The sequence below is a fragment of the Saccharothrix sp. ST-888 genome (genome assembly GCF_000955975.1).
Taxonomy (GTDB): domain Bacteria; phylum Actinomycetota; class Actinomycetes; order Streptomycetales; family Streptomycetaceae; genus Kitasatospora.
The window spans coordinates 1-19,178 of the sequence record NZ_JYJF01000124.1; the positions used below are offsets into that span (position 1 = coordinate 1).

Here is a 19,178-nt window from a genome sequence, read left to right on the forward strand (position 1 = left end):
CGGCCCCCGCGCATCAGCGGCGCAGCTCCCACACCACGTCGACGCCGTCCCGGGCCGGGGTGGACGGGCCGCCCGGGCTGGGCCCGCGCTCGACCTCGGTGAAGCCCAGGCGTCGGGCCACCGCGATGCTGGCGGTGTTGGCGCTGTCGGTGCGGATGACGACCCGCTCCACGTCCGGCAGCGCGAACGCCTCCCGGACCAGGGCGGCGGCCGCCGTCGTGACCAGCCCCCGGCCGGCCCACCCCGGGTGGATCCAGTAGCCGATCTCCAGCGCCCCCGGGCCGACCTGCCGGGTCAGGGTGCAGTTGCCGACGATCTCGCCGCCCGTGGTGATCGCGTAGTTGTACGCCTCGCCGGCCAGCCACCACTGCTCGCTGCGAGCGGTGTAGTCGGCCACCGCGGCGAAGTCGTGCTCGGCGGCCCAGGGCATCCACGGCAGCAGGTGCGGCAGCGACTCGGTGACCAGGCGGTTCATGGCCTCGGCGTCCTCGGCACGCCAACGGCGCAGCTCGACCCGGTCGTCACTGATGAACTCGGCGGGTCGTTCCATGGTGGTGATCCTTGACGCCTCCTGACCGATCGACAAGTCCTTTTGCCGCACGACTGCCCTGCCGTACGGTCGCCCTGCCGCACGGCGGACCGTGCCGTACGACCGGTCCCGCTGCCGGGCTCAGCTCGGCGCGCCGAAGTCCTGGGTCCACCACGGGCCGCCGCTGCCCTGGTGGACACCGACGCCGAGCTCGGTGAACGCGCAGTTGAGGATGTTCGCACGGTGCCCGGGGCTGTGCATCCAGCTGTCCATCACGGCGGCGGGGTCGCTCTGGCCGCGCGCGATGTTCTCGCCCCAGGTGCTCCACCGGTAGCCGGCCGCCTCTATCCGGGCCTGCGGCCCGGCACCGTCGGGGTTGGTGTGGTCGAAGAAGTTCCGGGCCGCCATGTCGTCCGAGTGCCCCTGCGCGGCGGCCTGGAGCTTGGAGTTGTTGCGCACCGGGCTGCAACCGGCCTTCGACCGCTCGGTGTTGACCAGGTCGATGACCTGCTGCTGGATCGAGGAGGGCGCCGTCTGCCGGATCGCCGGGGCGGCACTCGGGCTCGACGCGGCCCGGGCGGCCGTCCGGGTCGGCGACGGCGTCGGGCTGGAGGCGCCGGCCGAGGAGGTGGGCGAACTCGTCGGGGAGGGTGCGGCCGAGGACGGAGCCCCCGAGGAGGGAGCTCCGGAGGACGGCGCGGCCGAGGCGGAGGGCGGCACGGCGGCCGGTGCGGCGGCGGGCCCCAGCGCGAACGCCGGGACGGCCTCCGGGGGAGCGGCGACCGCGTCGGCCTGCGTCACCGACCCGTTGGAGTGCTCCTGCTCGGCAGCCACCACACCGACGGCGGCCGCCGTGACGGCCGCCGTGCCCAGCGCGGTCAGCAGCAGCCTGCGGGACTTCGACGACTTCGGCAGCGCCCGCCGCCTCCGCCCGGCGGCATGCCGGTGGGCCCGGTGGCCGACGGGGCCGGAGTTCCCGTCGGACGGCGCGGCGCCGTGGGCGGCTGCGGAGCCGTCGGCCGACCCGCCGGTGCCCGTCGACCCGCTCGTGCCCGCCGATCCGCCCGCGTGGGCGGAGCCGGCTGGGTGCGCCGCCGTCGGCTGCGCCGAGAAGGCGGCCGTGAGGGCGCCCGAGGCGAGGTGCCCGTGCGGGACCGGGACCAGGGCGAGCCCGGCGAGCAGCCCCTCGGCGGGGAAGAGCCCGTCACGCTGCTGCGCGCAGTACCCGCACTCCCGGGCATGCCGGGCTATCCGCTTGCGCCACAGGGTCCCCGGCGAGCCGTCCCAGGTGGCGGTCATCTCGGCGAGCTGCCAGCAGAGCGGTGCGGCGGACAGGGCCCGGACCGCCACCCGGGCGTTCTCCAGCTGGTTCTTCATCCGCTGCACCCGGACCGCCGCGTGCTGCGGAGCCAGCCCCAGCGCAGCGGCCAGCTCGGCGCGGGTGAGCTGACCGGCGGCCTCCTGCCACCACAGGGCCAGCAGTTCGCGGTCGTCCTCGTCCAGCCAGCGGGTGGCCTCCGCGACCTCCCGGCGCTGGCCGGAGAGGCCGAGCCGGACGATGGTCAGGTTCACGAAGTCCGCGCCGGGATCGGCCGGCTCGGCGCCGGCCGCGCCATAGGCGCTCGCGCCCGCGCCGGTGGCGTACGCCTGCTGCGCCTGCTGAGCCTGGGCGGTCTGGTGGCGGCGGCGGATCTGGTTCATCGCGATGGCGACCAGCCACGACCGGAAGCTGGCCGGTTCGCGCAGTGAGGGCAGGCCGTCCACGGCGTGCAGCATGGTCTCCTGCACGACGTCGTCGGTGTCCGGGTGGCCGGAGAGGGCCCGGCCGACGATGTTGTACACCAGCGGGAGGTGGCTGCCGATCAGTTCGTCCGTGGCGAGCCGATCCCCGGCCTGCGCCTGCACCACCGTTGCCGTGCCGCAGTCCCTGTCCATCGTGTGGTCCACCTTCTCCGTCGGCCTGTCCGTTCTGCCCTGTCGTGATGGGAGATCCGGTGACCGGTGTTCGATAACGGAAAACCGGGACGGAATTCGGAGGAGTGCCTCGGCGGCTCCCTCTCCGGACTCCGGGAGCGTGCTCGACGCCCCGGCCGCACGGTATCCGCAGGAGGTGGAAGAAGGACCTGCTGTGCCCCAAGTCCTCACCAGGGCATCACAGTTGTGCGTACGGAGGGCCGTGCTGCGGGCTTTCGGCGGGCACCGCCGCGCGGGCCGTGGTGTCGGAGGGACCGGCGGCCGTCGGTGGTGCTGTGACAGTGGCCACAGCACCACCGACGGCCCGTTCGACGCGTTCGAGACGGTCGACGCGTTCGGAGCGGGAGGCTCCGGGGCTGGTCGGGGGTCCGGGGGTAGGGGCCGTCAGGGCCAGAGCAGGGTGCGGGCCCAGGCGCCCGACGTGGCCCCGACCTCGTTGCGGCTGTAGTGCACCCGGACGTGGCGGCGGGTGGCGTCGCCCTGCCAGAACTCGACCTCGGAGGCCCGCAGGGTGTAGACGGTGTGGCCCGGGGTGATCGTCTTCGAGTCGGCCTCCAGGCGACGCCTGGCCTCGCGTGCGGCGTTCTCGTACACCTCGAGGGAGGTGAGCGGCTCGCTCTGGTGGCCGACCAAGGCGGCGGCCCGGGACCAGGGGGAGCGGTCCAGGAAGTCGAGCGCCGACTCCTCCGGCGACGCGGTCTCGACCAGGCCCCGGACCCGGATCTGCCGGCCCAGCAGCGGCCAGTAGACGGTGATCGCCGCCTTCGGCCGGACGGCCAGCTGCCGTCCCTTGGGGCTGTCGGCGTCGGCCGCGAAGACCCAGCCCGCACCCGGTACGTCGATGCCGCGCAGCACCAGCACCCGGGCGTCCGGACAGCCGTCGGTGTCCACCGTGGACAGCGTGACCACCTGCGGATCGAGCACCCCGGCCGCGAAGGCCCCGGTCAGCCACGCGCCGAAGAGCTCGGCCGGGTTGGCGGGCAGCCGGTCGGTCGCGAAGCCGGGGAGCTCACGGGCCATGGGCGGGTGCCCCTGCAGCAACTCCGCCAGTGTGCTGCGGTCCTCGGCCTGTGCTTGCTCGGTCACCGTGACTCCCGTTCAGAATCGTGCCGACCTCGCGCCGGCCGGCGCCAGGCCCCTGTTCGGTCATATCCGGTCTTGCTCCGTCAGGCCCGGTCGGGCGGGTCGACAGGAAGGTCAATTCCCGGTATGCACCAGGTCAAGTGTCACCCTACCCGGCCCAACGGCTCCACCGGACGGCCCGTCAGGTACGGCTGCGGCCGCACTCCCCCGAGCCGAGGGCGCACGCCGCCCCGGCAGCCGATCGCCCCGGCGCCGGCACCCGGTCAGCCGATCGCTCCGGCGCCGGGCTCGGTCTCCAGCAGCCGGGCGAGCAGCTCGCGGCCCTCGGGCCAGTCGCCCAGCCCGGAGTCGGAGTTGAGGTGCCCGTGCGCACCGGCGTCGACGAAGGCCGACCCCCAGCTGTCCGCGAACGCCCGGGCCCGCTCGGTCGAGCACCACGGGTCGTCGCTGCTGGAGGCCAGGAGGCTGGGGAACGGCAGCGGCTGCCGGGGGATCGGACGGAAGCCGAACAGTTCCGGGACCTCGGCGGTCTCGATGTCCGGCGGCGCGACGAGCAGCGCGGCCCGGACCGGACGGGAGTGTGCGGCAGCCCAGTGCGCCACGGTGGTGCACCCGAGGCTGTGCGCCACCAGCACGACCGGGCCGGGACCGTCGGCGAGCGCCCTGATGACGGCCCGGTCGAGGGTGTCGACCCAGTCGCCGAGCGAGGGGTGGTCCCAGTCGCCCTGCTCGACGCGGCGGAAGGCGGCCGGGTCCTGCCGCTCCCACCGGCTCTGCCAGTGCTCGGGGCCGGAGTTCTGGTAGCCGGGCAGGACCAGGAAGGTCGGTTCGGCCGTCATCGGTGTGCCTCTCGCTCGCGGACTGCCGCACCACAGGCACGGCGAAGGGATGGCGCCCCCAGCGCAGGACCCTATCCGCCGAGGGCACGCCACCGGCCGGGCACTCCCCTCCCGAGGGAATCGGGCCACGTGCGCCGGACCGTCAAGGAGTTGCGGGCGCTCGGCGCGCGCCCCGCGCGGGCGGAGCTGGCGGGCCCCGGTCGGTCGTTCGTGCCCGGCGGGCGTCGGCTATTCTCCGAGCAGGCTTTCACGGGGGAAGGTGCAGGGCGATGGGGAAGAAGCGGTCGGAGGAGTCCGAGGGGCAGGTCGGGGAGATCCTTCTCGATCTGGAGCCGGGCATGGAGCCGGGTCCGGACGTCCTGGCCGGCTCCCGCTCCGACCCGTCCCGGCCGGACGACGGCGAGCCGCCGCCCTATCGAAGTGGTCTGACGCGACGTCAGATGCTCCTGGGGGCTGGTGCGTTGGCGCTCGTAGGCGGGGCGTGGTGGCTGAACGAGCGCTCCCGGACCGCGCCCGGGCGGACCGCGGGGCCCGCCGTCCCCACCGCTCCCGCGGTCCGTCCCGGCCCGCGGCCGCTCTGGGTGCACCGTGGGATCACCGCACAGACGCCCGAACTCCTTGTGGGCTCGGTGTCGCTCCCGGTCTTCGTCGACGGTGACAAGCTGCTGACGCTCGACCCGGCCACCGGGGCGGAGCGCCGTAGGATCGATCTGTCCGACGGTGAGGACCGGGTGGACGCATCGTCGAGGCCGTTTGTCGCCAGTCCGGCGCTGGCGGGTGCCGAGCGGGTCTTCGACTCTCGGATCGGGCGGATCAGAAGCTTCCACCTCACCGACCCGTCCGCCGACTGGCAGCTGCCCTGCCCGCCGGAGCTCGGCGGTTCCGACGAGCAGGTGCAGCTCCAGACCTGCGTCGACGGCACGCTCTACGGGATGACCAGCCCCATGGGACCGGACAACCGGACGGCCGTGTTCGCGTTCTCGGCGGAGACGGGCCGACCGGTCTGGATCCACCAACTGGCCAAGGAGGACTGGCTCTGGGGCGTGCTCCCGGCTCCCGGCGACCGGCTGCTGGGCCTCGCCGGGGCAGGGGCGCTGGTCTCGCTCAAAGCCGCCGACGGCTCGCGCGAGTGGTCGGTCTCGGTCGGCGAGCAGTTCTCCGTGCGGGGCCTGGGACCGGAGCACGTCTACGCGTCGGACCGGGTGGGCGGCATGCAGGCGATCCGGCTCGGAGACGGCAGCACGGCATGGACGATCACCCCGGAGCAGAGCGACAGCTGGCGCTGTCTCTGGGCGAAGGCCGTGGACGGCGACGTCCTGCTCCTGCGCGACGACAGCCAGGTGACCCGCCACGCCGCGGCGGACGGAGCGCGGAAGTGGTCGGTCAAGGTGCCGTTCCGCCTGGACCTGCGCAACTACCCGATCCTGGTGCGCGACACCCTCTACATCCCCGGGCCGGCCGACGCGGGCGTCTGCGCGATGGACGTCCACACCGGCGAACTGCGCTGGCAGTTCCGCGACTCGAGTCCCGGAATACAGGTCTGGCACCTCGGCGCCGACGGCGACCGCCTCTTCGCCGGCCACGACCTCCAGCTGTACGCGCTGCCGCTGTAGCGGGCCGTCAACTCCCGGCGGCGGCAGCCTGCTTGATCGCCTCGCGGATCCGGAAGTACGTGCCGCAGCGGCAGACGTTCTCGATCCGGTCGATGTCGGCGTCGGTCGGGTCGGGGGTGCGGCGCAGCAGGGCGACGGCGGTCATGATCTGTCCGGGCTGGCAGAAGCCGCACTGCGCCACGTCCTGGTCCAGCCAGGCCTGCTGGACGGGGTGGAGCCGGTCGCCGTCCGCGAGGCCCTCGATCGTGGTGACCCGGCGGCCCGCGCAGTCCTGGACCGGAACCGTGCAGGGCTGGATCTCGGCGTCGTCCAGGTGGCTGGTGCAGGCGCGGCAGACGCCCACCCCGCAGCCGTACTTGGGGCCGGTGACGCCCAGCTTGTCGCGCAGGACCCAGAGCAGCGGCATGTCGGCGGGTGCGTCGACCGTGACGGACCGGCCGTTGAGGACGAACTGGTAACTGGGCACGGCTGATTGACCATCCATCAGGAAGTGGGATTCGGGGGAGTGGGGTTCGGGGGAGCGGGATTCGGGGCTCGGGCCAGGGGGCGGGCTGCGATCAGAAGTTGACCGGGAAGCTCCGCGGTGAGGTCCCGGTGGCGCGGGCCCAGGCGTTGGCGACGGCTGCGGCGGCGGCCGGTACGCCGAGTTCGCCCGCGCCGCCGGGCGACCCGCTCGGCGGCATCAGGTGCACCGCGAACTCGGGCGGGCTGTGCCGCTGGCGGGCGTACCTGAAGTCGGCGTAACTGCCCTCGCGCACGGCGCCCTTGTCGATGTGCACCCCGGCCTGGAGGGTGACGGAGATGCCGTCCATCAGCGCGCCCATCAGCTGGGCCTCCAGGCCGCGCGGGTTGATCACCCGGCCGACGTCGGCGACGGCGACGGCCTTGGTGACCCGCGGATTGGCCCGGTCGGTGGCGTCCAGTTCGACCAGGTAGGCGACGCTGGAGCGGTGTTCGGCGTGGAAGGCGATGCCCTGGGCGTGTCCGGCGGGCATCGCGCGGCCCCAGTCGCCCGCCTGGACGAGCCGGTCCAGCACGGCCCGTCCGGCGGCGTCGGACAGCCGGCTGCGGCGGAAGGCCGCCGGGTCCTGGCCGAGGGTGCGCGCCAGCTCGTCGACCATGATCTCGTCGGCGACCCGGACCAGGCCGGAGTAGACCGAGCGCCAGCTGCCGGTGTGCATCTCCAGCGGCACCTCGGCGAGCAGCTGAGTGCTCAGCCCGAGTTCGTAGGGGAGCTTCTCGGTGAGCAGGAAGAACGCCTGGGAGAGGGTGATCCCGGCGACCGACAGGTCGAAGGCGGCGGCGGTCAGCGCCTCGCCGAGGCCGTGCCGGAAGTCGGTCCGCACGGTGGCGACCCGGTGCTCGTAGGTGAGGACCTGGCCGAGTGCGTGGGTGGCCCGGATCCGGTGGTGGCTGGCGGGGCGCATCCGGCCGTGGCGGACGTCGTCGTTCCTGGTCCACATAAGCTTCACCGGCCGCCCGGCCGCCTTGGAGATCTGGGCGGCCTCAAGTCCGGCGTCGAAGAACAGCCGGCGCCCGAACGAGCCGCCGCCGCGCACCACATGGAGGGTGACGGCAGAGAGCGGCAGGCCGAGCTCGGCGGCGATGGCCTGCTGGGCGACGATCGGCGCCTGCGCGCCGAACCACAGCTCCGCCCGGTCCGCGCGCACGTCCGCGACGGCGGTGAGCACCTCCATCGGCGCATGGCTGACGAAGGCGAAGTCGAACTCGGCGTCGACGTGCTGGGTGAGCAACGGCGGTACCAGGAAGGGCGGTTGGGCGTCCCGCAGCCTGCCGCGGATGTCCTCGTCGGAGAGCGTGGCCAGCGGGCCCGGACCCCAGTCGATGTCGAGCCCGGCCTTGGCCTTCATCGCCTGGTCGAAGGTCTCCGCCAGGACGGCGATCCCGGTGGGTATCCGCACCACGCCGAGCACGCCGGGCATGGCGAGCGCGGCGTCGGCGCGGTACGAGCGGACGGTGCCGTTGATGGTCGGGGGCCGGGAGACGACGGTCGGCACCGCACCGGGGATGTCCAGGTCGCCGGTGTACTTGGCCTTGCCGGTGACGATGTCGCGGGCGTCGATCCGCCCGGTGGCCTGCCCGACCAGCCGCTGCTGCGAGACCGGCTTGGGCGTGGCCGGGACGGCCGGCACGAGCACGCCGGCCGCCTCGACGGCGAGCGAGGCGTACGAGGCACTGCGGCCGTCGGGCGCGAGCACGGCGCTGTCCTGGACGCGCAGCGAGCCCGCGGACAGCGACCAGCGGCGGGCGGCGGCGGTGACCAGCCTGGCGCGGGCGGCGGCGGCCGCGGCCCGGACCGGGTCGTAGAGCGAACGGACCGAGTTGGAGGCGCCGGTCAGCTGGTTGAAGAGCAGCTCGGGCCGGGCCGGGGCGAGCGGGACGTCCACATCCCCGAGCCGGGCCCCGAGTTCGTCCGCCACCAGCATCGCCATCGCGGTGGTCAGCCCCTGGCCCACCTCCAGGCGCGGGAGTTGGAGCACCACCCGGCCCGCCGAGGTGACCTCCAGGACCAGCAGGTGCGAGGTCGGCAGCCCGGCCAGGATCAGGGCGTCGCCCAGGTCCAGCACGTCGGGGATGCCGGGCAGCGCCTCGGCCGGCTCGCCGTCGAGGGCGAGTTGGGCGCCGACCGCGAGTGCGGGCGCGGCGACCAGGTAGGTGAGGAACCGCCGACGGCTGACGGAACGCGGAGTGGTCGGCGTACTGATGGGGGAGGTCCCTTCCCGGACGGCTGCCGGGCACGGCCCGGGAGGACGGAGCGGATCGAGCATAGGGAGCGTGAGTTGACAGGTCAACAACAGTGATCAAGCCCCGCCGCAGGGCCGCCCGACAGGCCCGTTCCGGCACCGGGCAGACGAGTTGACGGTGTGTCGGAGAACACCGCGGCGCTGGGATCTTCCAGGAGAGACAGGGTGAAGCCCGGGCAGGGCGGGCTCTCTCCGGTCCCGTGCTCCTGACGGCCGTGGCCCGGGCGGCGTGGCCCGGGCGGGTACGGTCGCGGCCAGTGCCTGGCGTCGGTGGGGACCGGCTTGCCCCGGAAGCAGCGGCGAGCAGGCCGCCACCCCGGGTGCGCTGCCCGCGAGCACCGACCGGGCGTGGTGCGTGGTTTCCCGGGCGGATCCCCGCGCTGCCGGGGGCGGTGCCCGGTTGACACCGTTCAGGGGTCGGGCGTACAGAGAGATCGTGCGCCAGGGTGTCCCGGCGGGCCGGGCCGGCCCGCACGCTAGGGGCGGTTCGGGAACGAAGCGGACCGTGCGGGAGCGCCCGGCCGCCCCCCGGGCGCTCGTCGCCACGGCTTCGGCCGAGGAACTGCTCACCCACGGCCTGCGCCGGGCGGTCCACAGCACCGCGGCGTACGGCGGCATGGTCTACCTCCGCTCACCCGATCGGCGCTCCCTGGTGCTCTGCGCCGTGGCCGGGGTGCCGCTGTCCCTGCTCAGCGGGTTCCGCCGGATCCCGGTGGCCGGGCAGCTGCCCGCCGCCGTCGCCTACCGCACCGGCCGCACCATCAGCCTGGCCGGCGCCGAGGAGACCATGCGGCGCTTCCCCAGGCTCTCCGTGGGGATGCCGTACGCCTTCGCCCTGGCCTGTGCGCCCGTCGGCGTCGGCGCGGAGGTCTTCGGGGCGCTGTGCGTGCTGTGGCCCAGCTTCGACCAGGGGGTGCCGCTCACCGCCCGCCGCCACCTGCGGACCTCGGCCGTACGGCTGGGCAGCGCGCTCGGCGGACTGCCCGGCCCGGGCGCGGCCGTCGAGGCCGGCGGTGAACCGATCGTGGTCGAGCTGCCGGGACCGGTCGGCCCGGCCGTCCAGGTCGGCACGTTCGACTGGGACCTGATCGCCGGCACCGTCGCCGTGGACGACGGACTCCAGGCCATCCTGGGCCGCTCCGCCGCGGAACTCGGCGGCAGCGCCGCCACCCTCGCGGACCTGATCGCCCCCGAGGACCGGTCCGCGCTGCGCCTCGCGGTCCTCGCCGCCGCCCGGACCGGCACCCTGCCCGCCCGCAAGGTGCGACTGCGCGACCGGCACGGCCACTACCGGCCGGTCAGGATCTGGGGCCGGGTGCCGGACGGCCCGATCCGCACCCACCTGATCGGGGCGGTCCTGGACACCGGCCACGGCGCCGCCGCGGTCGCCGCCGTCGAACGGCTGCGCGAGGGCATCTTCGCCCTCACCCCCGACGGCCGGGTGGACTACGCCAACCGCAGCACGGAACTCCTCCTGGAGACCCCGCGCGAACAGCTGCTCGGCCGCCACCCCTGGACCGCCCTGCCCTGGCTCGCCGACCCCGTGTACGAGGACCGCTACCGCGCCGCCATGCTCTCCCAGCGGCCCACCGCCTTCCTCGCCCGCCGGCCGCCCGACCAGTGGCTCGCCTTCTCGCTCTACCCCGACACCCAGGGCGTCACCGGCCGCGTCATCCCGACCGCACCGCCCCGCGAACCCGGCCGCCCGCACCCCCCGCCGACGACCGCCGCGACCACCGCGACCACCGCGACCACCGCGACCACCGCGACCACCGCGACCACCGCGACCACCGCGACCACCGCGACCACCGCGACCACTCTGACCGTCCCGGCCGGCCGGACCGTCCCGAGCCCCGACCGGGACAGCCCGCAGCCGGCCCGCGCCGGGCCCGGGGCCACCTACTACCTGCTCCAGCTGGCCAGCGCCCTCACCGAGGCGGTCAGCGTCCGCGAGGTCTGCGCGGCCGTCGCCGAGCAGATCCTGCCGGGCTTCGGCGGCCAGGAACTGGCGATCTACCTGGTCCGCGACGGCCGCCTCTACCTGGCCGCCCAGACCGGCTATCCCGACGGCTTCCTGGACGGCTTCGAGGGCATCCCCGTCCATGCCAGACTTCCCGGCACCGAGACCCTCACCGGCGGCGCCCCGATCTTCTTCGAGTCCGCACACGAGCTCCTCGCCGCCTACCCGGGCATCCCCCTCGACGAGATGCGGTCCTGGGCCTTCCTGCCGCTGATCGCCTCCGGACACCCCGTCGGCAGCTGCATCATCGGCTTCGACCACCCCAGGACCTTCACCACCGAGGAACGCTCGGTCCTCACCGGACTCGGCGGCCTGATCGCCCAGGCCCTCGAACGCGCCCGCCTGTACGACGCCGAGTTCGCCCTCGCCCGCGGCCTGCAGCAGGCCCTGCTCCCGCACCGGCTCCCCGACGTCCCCGGACTCGCCATCGCGGCCCGCTACCTGCCCGGCACCCAGGGCATGGAGATCGGCGGCGACTGGTACGACGCCATCGTCACCGACCAGGGGCTCTGCCTGGTCATCGGCGACGTCGAGGGCCACAGCGTCGGCGCCGCCGCCACCATGGGCCAGCTGCGCAGCGCCGTCCGCGCCTTCATCACCGGCGGCAACCCGCCGGGGGAGGTGCTGCTCCGCACCAACCGGCTGCTGGTCGACCTGGACCCGGGACTGCTCGCCAGCTGCTGCCTGATCAGCCTCGACCCCGCCGACGACCGGGCCCGGGCCGCCCGCGCCGGCCACCTGCCCCCGCTGCTGCGCCACCCCGACGGCCGCACCGAGGCGCTCGACCTCGCAGGCGGCCCGCTGCTCGGCATCGACCACACCAGCGCCTATCCCGTCAGCAGCTTCGCCGTACCGCACGGCTCCGTCCTCGCGCTCTACACCGACGGACTGGTCGAGGAGGCCGGTACCGGGATCGACCAGGGCATCGACCGCCTCCGGGTCTCGCTCGCCCACGGCGCCGCCGTCGGATCCCTGGAGACCCTCGCCGACCATCTGCTGGGCGCCGCCCGCCACTCGGCCCACCGCGCCGACGACGTAGCCCTCCTGCTCACCGCCCGGCGCCCGTAGCGCGTCGCCCGTGGCACGCCGGTCGCCGCACCGCCGGGAGGAGCACCGGTGGTGACTTTCGTCGTGTCCGGACGCGACCAAAGACAGCGGCGCAGGCCGGGACGGTCCGAGTACCCTCGCCCGGGTGGCGAAGACAGCAGAGCTCCGGACAGCAGCACGCAAGCGTGCCCTCCCCGGCCCCTGGGGCAGGCGGGAGTACCTGCGCGAGGGCGGGCCCGCCCTCCTCCTCGCCATGCTGGGCGGACTCCTCGCGCTGACCGACCCGATCGGACCGCTCGGCGCGGCCGCCGTCGCGCTGGCCTGCGCCGTGCTGTACCTGCTGCGCCGCGGGCTGCCGATGGCGGTCCTGCTGCTCACCGCGGGGGCCGTCGGCGCGCTCGGCGGATTCCTCCCGATGCTGGCCGTCGCCGGCTGGTCGGCCGGCTACCGAATAGCCAGGGCGCGGACCCTCGCGGCTGCCTGCGCGGGTGTCCTCGCCCTGAGTACCGCGACCTCGTTCTGCTTCAACGTCGACGAGCTGCCGATCAAGGGACTGATCGGGGTCAACCTGGCGATGTTCCTGCTGGTCGTCGTCCTGCCCGCGGTCTTCGGCCGCTACCGCGCGCAGCGCCGCACCCTGCTCAGCACCCTGCAGGAGCGCAACGACCAGCTGCTGCGCGAGCGCGCCATGATCGCCCACCAGGCCAGGCAGCGCGAACGCCAGCGGATCGCCCAGGACATGCACGACAGCCTCGGCCACCAGCTGGCACTGATCTCCGTCCACACCGGCGCCCTGGAGGTGGACCGCAGCCTCACGGACCGCCAGCGCGAGGCGGTCACCGTGCTGCGCCAGGCCGCCGTGACCGCGATGGGCGAGCTGCGCGAGACGGTCGGCCTGCTACGGGACGAGAACGCGATCGGCGCGGCCGGCTCGCGCGGGGTGGCGGGCGCGGCCGGGGACACCGGGGTCGCGGGCGGTGTGGAGGCGATCGAGCGGCTCACCGACGCCTCCCGCGCCGCCGGAACCGCCGTCCGGCTGACCCGCTCCGGTGAGATCCGTCCGCTGGCCGCCGCCACCGGCCACGCCGCCTACCGGATCGTCCAGGAGGCCCTGACCAACGCCCACAAGCACGCCCCGACCGCGCCGATCGACGTCGCCCTGCGCTACGAGCCGGACGCGCTGCTGGTCGAGGTGGTCAACGGAGCCTCGCCCGCGCCCGCCCCGGGGCCGGTGGTCAGCGGCGGCCAGGGCCTGACCGGCCTGCGTGAGCGCGCCCGGCTGCTCGGCGGCATGGTGCACAGCGGCCCCACCCCCGGGGGCGGCTTCCGGCTCGCCGGAGTCCTGCCGTACGAGGGGACCGGGCGCCCGCCCACGGACGACCCCGACCTGCCGGAGGCACCGCCACCGGGACCGCCGGCCCGCCGCAGCCCGGCCCTCGGCTGCGCGGTGGCGGCGGGTCTGGTGGGCATCGCGTTCCTGGCCCTGCTCGGCTTCGGCGGCTACATGCTGGTCAAGTCGTCCGACAACGCGACGCTCGACCGCGACGTGTACGACTCGATCGAGGTGGGCCAGCCCGAACACGCGGTCAAGGCCAGGCTGCCGTCCGGCAGCGACTTCATCACCGGTGGGTACCGGCGGAAGGGGCCCGACGTCCCGGCCGGGGCGTCCTGCCTCTGGTTCACCGCGGACGAGGCGGGCAGCGAGCCGGGCACCGAGTACGTGAACCGGCTCTGCTTCCGCGATGGTGTACTGATCGAAAAGGTGCACTACCGTGCCTAGGTGCAGCCGCTGAACCAGCACACCCAGGAGGCAGAGCAGTGATCCGAGTCCTCGTCGCCGACGACGAGCCGCTGATCCGCGCGGGGATCCGGCTCATCCTCACCTCCGCCGACGACATCGACGTGGTGGCGGAGGCCGCCAACGGTCGCGAGGCACTCGACCTGGCGCGGGCACACGCGGTGGACGTGGTGCTGCTGGACATCCAGATGCCGGTGATGGACGGTCTCACCGCGCTCGCCGAGCTGCCCAGGGTGGTGCCCGGTGCGCGGGCGCTGATCCTGACCACCTTCGGGGAACGGGAGAACGTGCTGCGCGCGGTCGCCGCGGGCGGCGCCGGCTTCCTGCTCAAGGACACCGCGCCCGGCGAGCTGATCCAGGCCGTCCGCGCGGCCGCCGGCGGGCATGCCTTCCTGTCGCCCGCCGCCACCCGGCACATCGTGGACAGCCTCGCCGCCGGTCCCGCCGCCGGCCGCCGCGACGCCGCCAGGCGGCGGCTGGCCGCGCTGTCGGCGCGCGAGCGGGAGGTGCTGGACCTGCTCGGCGAGGGCCTCTCCAACGCGGACGTGGGCAGCCGGCTGCACATGAGCGAGGGCACGGTGAAGACGCATGTGAGCCGGATCCTCGCCAAGCTGGAGTGCGAGAACCGGGTGCAGGCCGCGCTGCTGGCCCGGGACGCCGTGCTCTGACGGTCCGGCGGGCCTGCCCCGGCGCGGGACCTCAGTGCCAGTAGGTGTAGGGGCTGCTGTGGCTCTGGTGCCAGGCCCAGACGACCAGCGAGGTCAGCAGCGCCAGCAGGAGCAGCAGGAACAGGAAGCCGGCCAGTCCGCTGCGGCGGGAGGGCTCGCGGGCGGCGGCCGTCAGCCGGGGAGCCACCCGGCGTATGTCGTCGGCGTGGTAGCGGACGACGGTGTGCGGACCCCAGGCGCTGTCGGCGGTGTCGGTGCGGAACCGGACCCCGTGGGCCACCGCCGTCTCGTGCACCGGCCCGACCCCCGGCCACAGGGTGCGCACCTGCGGCACCGTCAGCCAGCTGATCTCCTCGCCGTCCACCCGAAGTCCCCTCCGCCCGGTTCGCCCCCTCATGTCATGACAGGGCCGGCGCACTTCATCGTCAAGGGGGCGCAGTCTCAAATCCTCACGCCCGGAAGGCGGTTGGCAGCCCGGCGGCGGTCGTCCGGCCCGCGTCCGGCCCTCGGACGGCTGATGTCGGCCTTCCGGGACGGTCCGCCCGCCCGGGTGCCGCGACCCGAGTAGCCCTGTTGGGCGGGCAGCGGCCCGCCGGGTGCGTACACGATGAGGAGGATGCCCACGGTCGGCCCGGCCGACAGGACCCTCGGGAGTGAACATGGCTGAGCGATCGGAGCGGGCACCCGGATGGGGATTGGCCGGTGAACTCTTCGCGGAGTTCACCGGCACCATGATCCTCATCCTGTTCGGCGTGGGCGTGGTGGCCCAGGTCCTCGCGGCCGGCCTCGGCGACCACGACAGCATCTCCTGGGCCTGGGGACTCGGTGTCACGCTCGGCGTCTACGTCGCGGCCCGGCTCAGCGGCGGTCATCTCAACCCGGCGGTCACCGTGGCGCTGGCGGCCTTCAAGGGCTTCCCGTGGCGCAAGGTCGCCCCGTACGCGCTGGCGCAGACGGCGGGCGCGTTCGTCGCGGCCCTGCTGGTGCGGTGGAACTACACCGAGGTACTGGCCAAGTTCGACCCGGCCCACTCGATCAAGAGCCAGGGCGTGTTCTCCACCCTGCCCGGCAACGGCGGCTTCCCGGTGAGCGAGCTGGGAGCGCTGCGCGACCAGGTGATCGGGACCGCGGTCCTGGTGCTGCTGGTCTTCGCGGTCACCGATGTGCTCAACGACCCGCCGCGCGCCAACCTCGGCCCGTTCATCGTGGGCCTCATCGTGGTCGCGATCGGCATGGCCTTCGGCACCAACGCCGGCTACGCCATCAACCCGGCCCGCGACTTCGGCCCCCGGCTGGCCAGCTATCTGACCGGCTACGGCACGGCCTGGCGGGACCAGTACGGGAACCTCTACTTCTGGGTGCCGATCGTCGGCCCGCTGATCGGCGGTGTCGTCGGCGGTGCCCTCTACCGGCTCCTGATCGGCCGGTTCCTGGTCAAGGGCGGGATGCAGGAGGTGGGGCGGGCGCCGGCCCCCGACACCGCCGAGTGATCCGGGTCGGATCGCGGCCCGGGCGGCGTCGCGGGCCGGCCGGTGGGCGGCCGGTGAGCGCCGGCTGCTGAGTGCCGGTCAGCCGGTGGCGGCGGCGCGGGTGAGGGCGGCCTGGACGGTGTCGAGCTCGACGGTGAGCTGGTCGCGGAGGGTGGGCAGCAGGGCGAGAGCGGCGCGGGCGGCGTCCGGGCCGGGGGCCGGGTCGGTCCGGGCGGCGGCGATCGCGGCGCGCAGCGGCATGGTGGTCAGCGCGGTCTCCCAGGCGGTCCGGTGGACGCCGTGGGCATAGCGGGCGGTCAGGAACTCCAGTGGGTCGAGGGCCAGTCCGACCGGTTCCCCGGGGGCGGCGAGCCGATGGTCGGGCAGCAGCCAGGCGATGCCGTCGCGGGCGATCAGGTCGAAGGCGCGGCTCTCGTCCGGCACGGCCCAGGGCCCGTCGCCGGTGGTGGCCTCGGTGAGCAGCCGGTCCAGCATCGCCTCCTCGCGCGGGTCGGCGGCCCGCTCGGGGTGCGGCTGGTCGGCGATCACGTGTTCCAGGTGGTAGCGCTGGCCCCAGCTGCCGACCCAGCGCCGCATCGCCCCCGCGCGGGTCTCCCGCAGCGCCGCCAGTGCCAGCGCCCGGGTGGTGAGGTCGCGCCGCACCAGCACCGGCGCGGTCGCGGTCCCCTCGCGGTCGAGTTCGGACCTGATGGCGGCCACCGAAGGCCCGTCGTACCACCGCAGGGTCCAGCTGCTGCGTTCGGAGTCGTACCAGGTCTCGATCGGGGTCCGGTGACGGGTGCCGAGCCGTTCGGCGAGGCGGCGCAGGCGTACCTCGAGGGAGGGGGTGGGGGTGGGCATGGGCAGCACAGTAGCGATCGGTGCGGTGCTGGGCGCGTAACGCCGCCGGGGGCAGCCCGGGCCCCACCCGTAGTGATCGCTCGGACGGGTGAGGCGCGGCCGGTCGGAGGCCGAGCCGTCCACCGTTTCCGCCCGATTCGGTGAACCGCCTTGGTGTGGCGTGACCTTGGTGCGTTCCGGTAGTTGCCTCGGGTGTTGTCCGAGTGCATATGCGATGGAGTGATTCCGTGGATCTGCCCACCAGTCAGTCGCCGACGGCCCAGGAACGCGGTGGGGTCTCCCGCCGTACGCTGTTCGGTTCGGCCGCCGCCGTGGCCACCGTGGCCGGGGCCGCCGGGTTCGCCGGACGGGCGGCGATGGCCGCGACGCCGACGGCCGCGCCGAGCGGCGGCGCGGACGAGGTCCGGTCGCGTGACCTGGCCCGGAAGATGCTGATGGTCGGCGACGACGAGCGGCGGGACCTGACGCTCGACTATCTGAAGATCCTGATCGACGGCAAGCTGCCGCCCCGGGCCAGGCGCAAGAAGGTGCTGGTGGTCGGCGCCGGGGTGGCGGGCATGACGGCCGCGTACCTGCTCAAGCAGGCCGGACACGAGGTGGTGGTGATCGAGGCCAACGCCGGCCGGACCGGCGGCCGGGTGAAGACCTTCCGGAACGTCTTCGAGGACAAGCAGCTGTACGCGGAGGCCGGCGCGATGCGGCTGCCGGACTTCCACCCGATGGTGCTGGCGCTCTCCGACAAGCTGGGCATCAAGCGGCGCCTGTTCTACAACGCCGATGTCGCGCCGGGTGCCCAGCCCACGGGCGACGTGCCGCCGGTGGTCTACCGCTCCTTCACCGACGAGGTGTGGAGCAACGGTCCGGCCGCCGACACCTTCAAGGCGCCGACGGCCAACTTCCGCACCTGGATCTCCGTCAACGGGTCACGCAGCACCCGCGCCGCCTACGCCCAGTCCCCGAACGCGGTCAACCGCACTTTCGGCACCGATCTGAACAGCACCACCACGGCGGCCGTCAACGAGGCGTTCAAGAGCGTCACGGTCCCGGACGGCCCGATCGCCGACCGGCTGGGCGCCTGGACGAAGATCTTCCAGAAGTACGCCGGCTACTCCACCCGCCGCTTCCTGACCGAGGTGGCCGGCTGGGACGACAACCGGATCCAGGCGGCCGGCACCCTGGAGAACATGACCTCGCGTCTGCACTACTCGCTCGTACCGACGTTGATCGACCATGCGGTGATCAGCCCTACCAACCGGTACTGGGAGCTGGAGGGCGGCACCGCCGTCCTCACCGACAAGCTCGCCGACCTGCTCAAGGGCGAGCTGCGGATGGGCCGTCGGATGACCCGCCTGGTGCAGACGGACAGCGGGGTGCGGATCGAGACGACCGCCGAGAGCGGGGACGAGGAGTCCTGCGACGGCGCGCCGACCGATCCGACGGAGGTCTTCCAGGGCGACTACGCAATCGTCACCATCCCGTTCAGCGCCCTGCGGTTCTGCTCCATCGAGCCGCTGATGTCGTACCAGAAGCGGCGTGCGGTGACGGAGCTGCACTACGACTCGGCGACCAAGGTGCTGCTGGAGTTCAAGAACCGCTTCTGGGAGCAGGGTCCGGGCGGCTTCACCGGCGGTGGCTGCGTCTCCGACAGCGCCAGCCGGTTCACCTACTTCCCCTCGCACTCGCCGCAGGGGTCGAAGGGCGGCGTGGTGCTCGCCGCGTACACCTGGTCGGACGACGCGATGCGCTGGGACTCGCTGACTCCGGGCGAGCGGTACGCCTTCGCGCTGAACGACCTGGAGCGGATCTTCGGGCCCCGGGTCCGTACCGAGTTCACCGGGGTCGGCGCCACCCAGTCCTGGGCCAGGGCCCGTTACGCGCTCGGCGAGGCGGTGATGTTCACTCCCGGTCAGGTCCACGAGCTGCACCCGGCGGCCCGGACCGTCGAAGGCCGGGTGCACTTCGCCGGCGAGCACACCAGCCTGAAGCCGGCCTGGATCGAGGGTGCGCTCGAGTCCGCGGTGCGGACCTTCCTGGAGGTGCACCCGCGGTAGCGGTGGCACCCGGTCGTGCACGGAGGCGGTGAGCGGGGGCGACCCCTGGCTCACTGGTCTTCTTCGGCCGCGAGCGGGCACGGTGCGTGCGGGCGCGACGGACATGGTTCCTCCCCTCGGCGAGCGGACGCACGGCCGGGCGGCCATGCGCATGACACGCTAGCCAGACCGGCGGGCTGTGGGGAAGGGGGCCTGCCCGCGAGCAGCACTTCGGCCGGCCGAAGTGCTGCTCGCGGCGGGCTGCTCCGACGGCTGTCAGGCGAGGGTGCCGACGTGCAGACTGCCGTCGCTCAGTGCGGTGCTGCAGAGCGCGAAGATGCCGCGGTTGTTGTCGATGTTGCGTGCGTGGATCTGCCAGGTGCCGTCGGAGCTGCGGGTGCGGTCCCAGACGGTGCCGTTGGTGAGGGTGAGGGCGTGGAGGGTGCCGTCGGGGAGTGCGGTGGTGGTGATGGCTGTGATGG

At 73.9% G+C, this 19,178-nt stretch carries 15 protein-coding genes; 6 read left to right on the top strand and 9 right to left on the bottom strand.

The window, feature by feature from the left end; translation table 11 throughout:
- Positions 1 to 13 precede the first annotated feature (13 nt).
- The 4 genes from UK12_RS28300 to UK12_RS28315 form a co-directional block, all read right to left on the bottom strand.
- Entirely contained in the window at positions 14 to 550 is a 537-nt protein-coding gene (locus UK12_RS28300) for a GNAT family N-acetyltransferase (protein WP_045306027.1), read from the bottom strand.
- A gap of 120 nt (positions 551 to 670) precedes the next feature.
- Positions 671 to 2,464, bottom strand: coding sequence for a sigma-70 family RNA polymerase sigma factor (locus tag UK12_RS28305; protein WP_045306037.1), 1,794 nt, complete (start codon positions 2,462 to 2,464; stop codon positions 671 to 673).
- Between the two features lie 423 nt (positions 2,465 to 2,887).
- Positions 2,888 to 3,589 carry a pyridoxine/pyridoxamine 5'-phosphate oxidase gene (locus tag UK12_RS28310; protein ID WP_231591421.1) on the bottom strand — a complete coding sequence of 234 codons (702 nt, stop codon included), beginning with the start codon at positions 3,587 to 3,589 and terminating at the stop codon, positions 2,888 to 2,890.
- Between the two features lie 260 nt (positions 3,590 to 3,849).
- Positions 3,850 to 4,425, bottom strand: a complete 576-nt coding sequence (locus tag UK12_RS28315; protein ID WP_045306028.1) for an RBBP9/YdeN family alpha/beta hydrolase — start codon at positions 4,423 to 4,425, stop codon at positions 3,850 to 3,852.
- Positions 4,426 to 4,694: 269 nt separating this feature from the next.
- Between UK12_RS28315 and UK12_RS28320 the strand changes: the two genes are divergently transcribed.
- The gene (locus UK12_RS28320; RefSeq protein ID WP_045306029.1) at positions 4,695 to 6,038 is read left to right on the top strand and encodes an outer membrane protein assembly factor BamB family protein; all 1,344 of its coding nucleotides are present in this window, start codon (positions 4,695 to 4,697) and stop codon (positions 6,036 to 6,038) included.
- 7 nt (positions 6,039 to 6,045) lie between these two features.
- Here UK12_RS28320 and UK12_RS28325 read toward each other — a convergent pair whose 3' ends face one another.
- Both UK12_RS28325 and UK12_RS28330 read right to left on the bottom strand, forming a co-directional pair.
- Positions 6,046 to 6,504, bottom strand: coding sequence for a (2Fe-2S)-binding protein (locus tag UK12_RS28325; RefSeq protein WP_045306030.1), 459 nt, complete (start codon positions 6,502 to 6,504; stop codon positions 6,046 to 6,048).
- A gap of 91 nt (positions 6,505 to 6,595) precedes the next feature.
- A complete protein-coding gene (locus tag UK12_RS28330; RefSeq protein ID WP_082120016.1) occupies positions 6,596 to 8,827 on the bottom strand; it encodes a xanthine dehydrogenase family protein molybdopterin-binding subunit in 2,232 nt (743 codons plus the stop codon).
- Positions 8,828 to 9,308: 481 nt separating this feature from the next.
- Here UK12_RS28330 and UK12_RS44585 point away from each other — a divergent pair, with 481 nt between their 5' ends.
- The 3 genes from UK12_RS44585 (at position 9,309) to UK12_RS28345 (ending at position 14,336) form a co-directional block, all read left to right on the top strand.
- On the top strand, positions 9,309 to 11,891 hold the full coding sequence (locus UK12_RS44585) for a SpoIIE family protein phosphatase (protein ID WP_045306031.1): 2,583 nt from the start codon (positions 9,309 to 9,311) through the stop codon (positions 11,889 to 11,891).
- A 124-nt stretch (positions 11,892 to 12,015) separates the two neighbouring features.
- The gene (locus UK12_RS28340) at positions 12,016 to 13,650 is read left to right on the top strand and encodes a sensor histidine kinase (RefSeq protein WP_063838335.1); all 1,635 of its coding nucleotides are present in this window, start codon (positions 12,016 to 12,018) and stop codon (positions 13,648 to 13,650) included.
- Positions 13,651 to 13,688: 38 nt separating this feature from the next.
- Positions 13,689 to 14,336 carry a response regulator transcription factor gene (locus UK12_RS28345; RefSeq protein ID WP_045306033.1) on the top strand — a complete coding sequence of 216 codons (648 nt, stop codon included), beginning with the start codon at positions 13,689 to 13,691 and terminating at the stop codon, positions 14,334 to 14,336.
- A 31-nt stretch (positions 14,337 to 14,367) separates the two neighbouring features.
- Here UK12_RS28345 and UK12_RS28350 read toward each other — a convergent pair whose 3' ends face one another.
- The gene (locus tag UK12_RS28350) at positions 14,368 to 14,700 is read right to left on the bottom strand and encodes a hypothetical protein (RefSeq protein ID WP_045306034.1); all 333 of its coding nucleotides are present in this window, start codon (positions 14,698 to 14,700) and stop codon (positions 14,368 to 14,370) included.
- 295 nt (positions 14,701 to 14,995) lie between these two features.
- On the opposite strand from UK12_RS28350, the gene UK12_RS28355 reads away from it, so the two are divergent.
- Entirely contained in the window at positions 14,996 to 15,826 is an 831-nt protein-coding gene (locus UK12_RS28355; RefSeq protein WP_045306040.1) for an MIP/aquaporin family protein, read from the top strand.
- Between the two features lie 78 nt (positions 15,827 to 15,904).
- On the opposite strand, the gene UK12_RS28360 is transcribed toward UK12_RS28355, so the two are convergent.
- The gene (locus UK12_RS28360) at positions 15,905 to 16,666 is read right to left on the bottom strand and encodes a hypothetical protein (protein ID WP_156178978.1); all 762 of its coding nucleotides are present in this window, start codon (positions 16,664 to 16,666) and stop codon (positions 15,905 to 15,907) included.
- Positions 16,667 to 16,893: 227 nt separating this feature from the next.
- Here UK12_RS28360 and UK12_RS28365 point away from each other — a divergent pair, with 227 nt between their 5' ends.
- Positions 16,894 to 18,717 (top strand): flavin monoamine oxidase family protein, encoded by a 1,824-nt coding sequence (locus UK12_RS28365; protein WP_197085237.1) that lies wholly within the window; start codon positions 16,894 to 16,896, stop codon positions 18,715 to 18,717.
- 255 nt (positions 18,718 to 18,972) lie between these two features.
- Here the strand turns inward: UK12_RS28365 and UK12_RS41700 are convergent.
- On the bottom strand, positions 18,973 to 19,178 hold a 206-nt coding region (locus UK12_RS41700; protein WP_045306036.1), incomplete at its 5' end, for a hypothetical protein.